The organism is Streptomyces sp. x-19 (genome assembly GCF_046549115.1).
In the GTDB taxonomy this organism is placed as follows: Bacteria; Actinomycetota; Actinomycetes; order Streptomycetales; family Streptomycetaceae; genus Streptomyces; species Streptomyces albulus_C.
On record NZ_JAJPWK010000008.1, the window covers coordinates 264,201 to 270,200 of the forward strand.

Sequence of the window (6,000 nt, forward strand, 5' to 3'; positions counted from 1 at the left end):
TGCGCGGCGCCGGCCGGGTCCACGGACCAGGACGGGCAACCGTCGCGTTCGGCCGGTGCGGCAGCGGGGTGGTGTCTGCGGAGGCGGATGGCCCGGAGCTGGACTCCGGACCGCCGGCACCTGCTCCGCGCACCCGATGACTCCCGGCCGCCGAGCTGCGGCCCGCCCTCACCGATGGAGGGCGTCCTTGCCCTTCGCCACGGCTTCGCCGCCGCGCGTGGCCGCCTCGCGCAGCTCGCCCCTGGCTCGCTCCAGGCGCCCTTCGCCAGTCATGCGTTCGTTGCCCACCGCCCGGCCCACGGCCTCCTTGGCAGCGCCCCTGGCCTGCTCGGTCTTGGCAGTCATCTTCTGATGGGCAGTCACGGTCGCACTCCTTCTCTCGTTGGTGTGGTTCCTCGACGCACGATCGCGTGCCCGGATGTCGCCGCCCAAAACACCCCGTTCCGCCACCGTCAGCAACAACTTTCGGACAGGCCGTGACGATGACGGGCTCCCGCGTCGGGCGTCCGCTTACAGTTCCCCGCATGGCTCACCCGCACGGCGTTCCGCAGGCGCCCAGACACGACGCATCGCCGGCAGAACCGCTGGTGGAGCCGCTGGCCGGGCGGGCCGACCGGACCGCGCCGCGGACCGGGGCCCACGTGCTGGTCGTCGGGGCCTATGCGGTGGACCTGGTGTTCCGGGAACTGGCCGGTCAGGTCGCGTTCGGCTCCGAGGTGTGGGCCGGCGGACTGGGCATGGTGCCCGGCGGCGCGTTCACCCTGGCGATGGGGCTGCGCCGGCTGGGTCGTGACGTGGTGTGGGCGGCCGATTTCGGATCCGACGTGTTCAGCCGTGAGGTGCTGGCCGCGGCGCGCGCCGAGGGGATCGACGAACACGGGTTCCGGCACCATCCGCAACCCGTGCGGAACGTGACGGTCGCGCTGTCCGGCCCGCAGGACCGGGCGATGATCGCGTACGAGGACCCGATCCCGGCCCGGCCGTTGGCGGAGCTGATCGAAACCCACCGGCCGGCCGTGGTCATGTTGCCGTACCTCCAGTTCGGTCCCGAGATCTCGGAAGCGCTCGACGTGGCCGCCCGGCGCGGCGCCGAGGTCTTCATGGACTGTCAGGACTACGCCGGTCACCTCGGGATGCCCGACGTGGCCAAGGCACTCTCCCAGGTGCAGGTCTTCGCGCCCAACGAGGCGGAAGCCCTGCGGATCACCGGGACGGCCAGTGCGGCGGAGGCGCTGGAGGCGCTGGCGGACGTGGTGCCCGTCGCCGTCATCAAACGGGGCGGCGACGGGGCGGTGGCCGCCGAGGGCGGGCGGCGGGCCGCACGGGCCGCGCTGCCGGTGCCGGTGGTGGACACCACCGGAGCCGGTGACTGCTTCAACGTCGGCTTCCTGCACGAGCGGCTGGCGGGCGGCTCGCTCGATGCCTGCCTGGCAGCGGGTGTGGTCTGCGGTGCGGCCGCGGTCACCGGCCCCGGATCCAGCGCCGCGCTGGACTCCGCCGGGCTGCGGGCCCGGCTCGCCCGCCTCCCGGCCTGAAGCCGGCGACGCGGCAGACATGGCGAGGGTGGTTCGGCGGCGGCGAAGGAGCGAGATGTCCGAACGCACATGGGACGACGCGGTGGTGGCACGACCACCGAGCCCGGACCTTCGGGTCCTGGTGACCGATCTCGACGGCACCCTGCTCGGCGGCGACCGGGCCGCGCGGCACCGGCTGCGTCGGGCGCTGGACCGGCACCCGGAGATCACCGTGGTCTTCGCCACCGGGCGCGGCCTGCCGTCGATCCGGACCCGACTGGCCCGCGATCCGCTGCTCCCCCGGCCGCGCTGGATCATCGCGGACGTCGGCGCCAGCGTCATCGACGCCGCCGGCATGGCCCACGTCGACGCACTGGAGGCGGAGCTGCGCACCGGATGGCCCGGCGCGGAGCGCGTCCGGACGGCCCTGCGCCCCTTTCCCGCACTCGTCCACCAGGACGGCGTGCCGCAGGACGGTCGCTGCTCCTTCTTCCTGACCCCCGAGCACCTGTCGCCCGAAATCACCGCGGCCGTGGCCCGGTTGGGCTGCTCCTGGACCTACTCCGCCGGGCGCTTCTTCGACGTGCTGCCACCGCACGCCGGCAAGGGCCAGGCCCTCCAGCGGTTGGCGGACAAGCTCCAATGGCCGGCGTCCGGGCTGCTGGTCGCCGGCGACTCGCTCAACGACCTCTCCCTCTTCCAGCTCGGTGCGCACGGCGTGATCATGGGCAACGCCGAACCCGCGCTCCTCGACCAGGTGCCGCACAGCGAGCTGGTCCACCGCCCACCACTGGAGGGCGCGGCGGCGATCCTGGACGCCCTGGAGCGGGTGGGTTGGGTACGGCCCCCCAGGTCCGTCGTCGTCGGCTACCACCGGCCGCCGGTGCACTGGTCACAGGGGCGGTGGCGCCAGCCCGTCAGCCCGAACGGGATCCTGCCCACGCTGACGTCCGTGCTCGGCGACGCCACCGGCGGCCTCGACGCGACGTGGGCAGCCGCCCTCGTCGAGGAGGAGCCCGGAGCCCCAGGCTCGCACGGCTCGGCCCCCGCCACCGGGCTTCCGCTCGCCCTGCTGCCCGTGACGCCCGAGCGGTGGGCCGGCTACTTCCACGGTGCCTGCAAGGAGACGCTCTGGCCGGCGCTGATGTCCCAGCCGCAGCTGATCCGTCGGGCGCCGTCCCACTGGGCCGACTACGAAGCGGTCAACGCCGCCTTCGCCCGGCACCTCGACGCGCACGCCGCGGACGGCTCGACGGTGTGGCTGCACGACTACAACCTCTGGCTGGTCCCCGGCCTGCTCAGCGCCCGGCGGCCGGACCTGCGCATCGGCCTGTTCCACCACACCCCGTTCCCCGCGCCGGACGTCTTCCGGCGGCTCCCGGACGCCGAGCAGCTGATCGGCTCCCTGGCCCGACTGCACTGGGCGGGCTTCCACACCGCGGCCTTCGCGGACAACTTCCGCCGGCTGCTGGCCGGTTCGGGGCCCGTCCCGCGCACCGGCGTCCACCCCCTGGGCATCGACCGCACGACCGTCTCCGTCCTGGCCCGGGAGCGGGTCGGCGCCGCGCACCGCCCCACCGGGGAGCCGTCCCGGCTGGTCCTGTCCGTCGAGCGCCTGGACTACGCCAAGGCACCCGTCCACAAGGTCCGTGCCGTCGACGCACTCCTGGAACGGGAACCCCGATGGCGGGGGCGGCTGCGGTTCCGCCTGGTGTGCCCGCCCCCCGAACCGGGCATCCACGCCTACGACGCCACCCGCACCGCCCTCGAAGCGGCCGTGGCCGCCGTCAACGACCGCTGGCGCACCGGAGGTTGGGAGCCCGTCGACTACCTTCCGCAGGCGTTGCCGTTCCCGCAGGTGGTCGACGAGTACCTCGCCGCCGACGTGTTCTGGGTGACCTCCGTGGCGGACGGCATGAACCTCGCCGCCAAGGAGTACGTCACGGCCCGGGCCGCCACCGGCCGGCCGGGCGCCCTCGTGCTGTCCCGCCATGCAGGCGCCGCCGAACAACTCGCCACCGCGGCCCTGCTGACGGACCCGCACTCCCCCCGGGACCTGGTCGACACGCTGCACCGGGCACTGTCCCTGACCACCGGACAGCGCACCGCCCACACCGCGGCGCTGGCCGCGCTCCTCGGCGACCACTCCCCTGCCGACTGGGCCCGCACCATCGTCTCGGAGATCCGCGGCCCGGTCGCCGGGCCCGCCGCGGACACCGGGTGAGCCGCGCACCGGGCCCACCCGCTCGGCTTCGGTAGGGTCGCGGAGCATGGACGAAGCGATGCCGGGCGGCAGGTTCTCCCGTCCGGTCCGGCGTGGTGCGGTGGCCGAACGCACCGCGAGCGGCCGCAACGTACGCGCCCTGCTCCAGCACTTCGATCGCGTCGGGTTCGCGCGGGCCCCGCGGTACCTCGGCACCACCGACGGCGGCGCGCCCGCGACCTGCTCAGCCACATCGACGGACAGGCCGCCCACTTTCCCCTGGTGGCCCCGTACCGGCGACGGCGACCGTGCCGGCGGGCCGGCGGGCCGGCGGGCCGGCGGGCCGGCGGGCCGGCGGGCCGGCGGGCCGGCGGGCCGGCGGGCCGGCGGGCCGGCGGGCCGCCTGGTGGTGGGCCTGCTGAGCGCGCTCTCGTTGTGGGCAGTGGCGACCTGGACGCTCGTCGGGGCGGCGGGCGCCGAGTGGGGGACGTTTCCGGGCCGCTCACTGTGGTGTCGGGGCCGTCGCGTTGCGGCCGTCGCGGGTGCGGTCCGGGCGGGCGTAGCGCCCGGGCGTGACGCCCAGGATCCGCTTGAAGTGCCGGGTCAGGTGCGACTGGTCGTAGAAGCCGGCCTCGGTCGCCACGGTCGTCGGCGGCCGGCCGTCGAGCAGCAGGCGGCGGGCGTGCTCCACCCGGCGGGCCATCACGTACTGGTGCGGTGGGATGCCGAACGCCGCGCCGAACGCGCGCACCAGGTGCGTGGGGTGGGCGTGCAGCAGGCCGGCGGCCTCGTCCAGGGTCACCCCCTGGCACAGTCGTGCGTCGAGGAGGTCCCGCAGGGCGTGGGCCACGCCCCGGGTCGCCGGTGGGGGCGGGACGGTCAGCCTGGGGCGCAGGTGGCTGCGCAGGTGCGCGCCGATCAGGGCGAGCCGGCTCTCGGCCTCCAGCTCGTCGCCGCGGTGGGCCAGCGCGGCGTGCAGCTGCCCGACGCGGTGGCGCAGCAGCGGGTCGGCGAGGTCGGGTCCGTCCACGGCGGCCCCGATGTAGCTCTCGTCCAGCTGTGTCAGGTCCAGGTAGAGCACCCGTTTGCGGAATCCGCCCGCGGTGGTGGGCGAGCCGTTGTGCGGTACGTGCGGCGGGAGCAGGGACACGGTGTCGTGCGGGGTGCCGCGCTGGTGGCGGTCCAGGTCGTAGCGGACGGCGCCGTCGTCCACGATGAGCAGGGTCCACGCGTCGTGCACGTGCATCGGGTAGGTGTGCTCGGTGAAGTGGGCGTGGAAGACCTCCACGACGCCCGGAACCTGCGGGCGCCATGCGGAAACCTGCTGCTGGGCGACCATGCAAAGAACGTACAAGACGGCGCGGCGGGCCGGTCGGCAGCCTGGGGTCATGACTTCTCACGAGCCGGCCCCCGTACGTTTCGACACCAAGATTGCCGTTTTGCTCCGCGACGACCTGGAACCCTGGCAGCGACTGAACGTGACCGCCTTCCTGGTCAGCGGTCTGGGTACGGAGCTGCCCGAGGTGATCGGCGAGCCGTATGCGGACGCCGACGACACCGCGTACCTGCCCATGTTCCGTCAGCCCGTCCTGGTCTTCGAGGCGGGCAAGGAGACGCTGACGGCGGCGCACGGTCGCGCGCTGAGCCGTGCCCTGCCCCGTTCGTTGTTCACCTCCGACCTGTTCGCCACCGGCAACGACCGGGACAACCGCGCGGCGGTGCGGGCCGTGCCGGGCGACCAGCTGGATCTGGTGGGCCTGGCCGTGTACGGGCCGCGGAACGCCGTCGACAAGGTGATCAAGGGCGCGCGGATGCATCCGTGAGGCAGCCGGGCGGGCGGCCCGGCGCCGTCGCCCGCCCGCGGCGCGCGGCCCGCGGCGCGGCAGGCGGCTCGCCCCGACAATCTGACGTAGCGTCAGAAACCGTGTTGAAGTCTCCCGGCCGGACGGTACCCTCCCCCGTCCCCGATGACTTGCGGGGTGTCACAGCCATGTCGGACGTCGCCTACGTCGGCCTGACGGCCGTGGTGTTCGCCCTCCTCGGCCTGGCCGCCACGGGAGTCGGGCGCCGGTGAGCGTGGAGAACGTCGCCCGCCTGATCGTCGCCGCCGCACTGGTGATCTACCTCGTCCTCCGCCTGCTCTTTCCGGCGAAGTTCTAGTAGTGCTTGGTCAGGTTCACTCGCCGGTGGCGTGTCCGTTTGATCGGGTGTGTCGTTGACTGGGTGTGCTGGGTGGGGAGTTGGCCGCGGTCCGGTGTGATCTGGAGGACTTCGCGGCGGAGG

Annotated in this window: 6 protein-coding genes; 4 read left to right on the forward strand and 2 right to left on the reverse strand. The window is 74.1% G+C overall.

Annotated features, from left to right (window positions below; all coding sequences use genetic code 11):
• Nucleotides 1-168: 168 nt before the first annotated feature.
• Nucleotides 169-363 carry a CsbD family protein gene (locus ACLJT4_RS21765; RefSeq protein WP_411124267.1) on the reverse strand — a complete coding sequence of 65 codons (195 nt, stop codon included), beginning with the start codon at nt 361-363 and terminating at the stop codon, nt 169-171.
• Nucleotides 364-524: 161 nt separating this feature from the next.
• Between ACLJT4_RS21765 and ACLJT4_RS21770 the strand changes: the two genes are divergently transcribed.
• Together ACLJT4_RS21770 and ACLJT4_RS21775 are read left to right on the forward strand one after the other, a co-directional pair.
• Nucleotides 525-1,535 (forward strand): carbohydrate kinase family protein, encoded by a 1,011-nt coding sequence (locus ACLJT4_RS21770; protein ID WP_411124269.1) that lies wholly within the window; start codon nt 525-527, stop codon nt 1,533-1,535.
• A gap of 55 nt (nt 1,536-1,590) precedes the next feature.
• Nucleotides 1,591-3,738 carry an HAD-IIB family hydrolase gene (locus tag ACLJT4_RS21775; RefSeq protein WP_411124271.1) on the forward strand — a complete coding sequence of 716 codons (2,148 nt, stop codon included), beginning with the start codon at nt 1,591-1,593 and terminating at the stop codon, nt 3,736-3,738.
• Between the two features lie 481 nt (nt 3,739-4,219).
• On the opposite strand, the gene ACLJT4_RS21780 is transcribed toward ACLJT4_RS21775, so the two are convergent.
• Nucleotides 4,220-5,056 carry a helix-turn-helix transcriptional regulator gene (locus ACLJT4_RS21780; RefSeq protein ID WP_275467135.1) on the reverse strand — a complete coding sequence of 279 codons (837 nt, stop codon included), beginning with the start codon at nt 5,054-5,056 and terminating at the stop codon, nt 4,220-4,222.
• Between ACLJT4_RS21780 and ACLJT4_RS21785 the strand changes: the two genes are divergently transcribed.
• Both ACLJT4_RS21785 and ACLJT4_RS21790 read left to right on the forward strand, forming a co-directional pair.
• Complete coding sequence (locus tag ACLJT4_RS21785) at nt 5,055-5,540, forward strand: DUF2000 family protein (RefSeq protein ID WP_374206733.1); 486 nt, start codon at nt 5,055-5,057, stop codon at nt 5,538-5,540. The two genes, ACLJT4_RS21780 and ACLJT4_RS21785, sit on opposite strands and share 2 nt — an antisense overlap.
• 247 nt (nt 5,541-5,787) lie before the next feature.
• Nucleotides 5,788-5,877 (forward strand): K(+)-transporting ATPase subunit F, encoded by a 90-nt coding sequence (locus ACLJT4_RS21790; RefSeq protein WP_411124274.1) that lies wholly within the window; start codon nt 5,788-5,790, stop codon nt 5,875-5,877.
• Nucleotides 5,878-6,000: the final 123 nt, after the last annotated feature.

Excerpts from the sequence above, each read along its gene's own strand:
- ACLJT4_RS21770 (WP_411124269.1), top strand. The coding sequence starts at position 525 with ATGGCTCACCCGCACGGCGTTCCGCAGGCGCCCAGACACGACGCATCG.
- ACLJT4_RS21775 (WP_411124271.1), top strand. The coding sequence starts at position 1,591 with ATGTCCGAACGCACATGGGACGACGCGGTGGTGGCACGACCACCGAGC.
- ACLJT4_RS21785 (WP_374206733.1), top strand. The coding sequence starts at position 5,055 with ATGCAAAGAACGTACAAGACGGCGCGGCGGGCCGGTCGGCAGCCTGGG.
- ACLJT4_RS21780 (WP_275467135.1), bottom strand. The coding sequence starts at position 5,056 with ATGGTCGCCCAGCAGCAGGTTTCCGCATGGCGCCCGCAGGTTCCGGGC.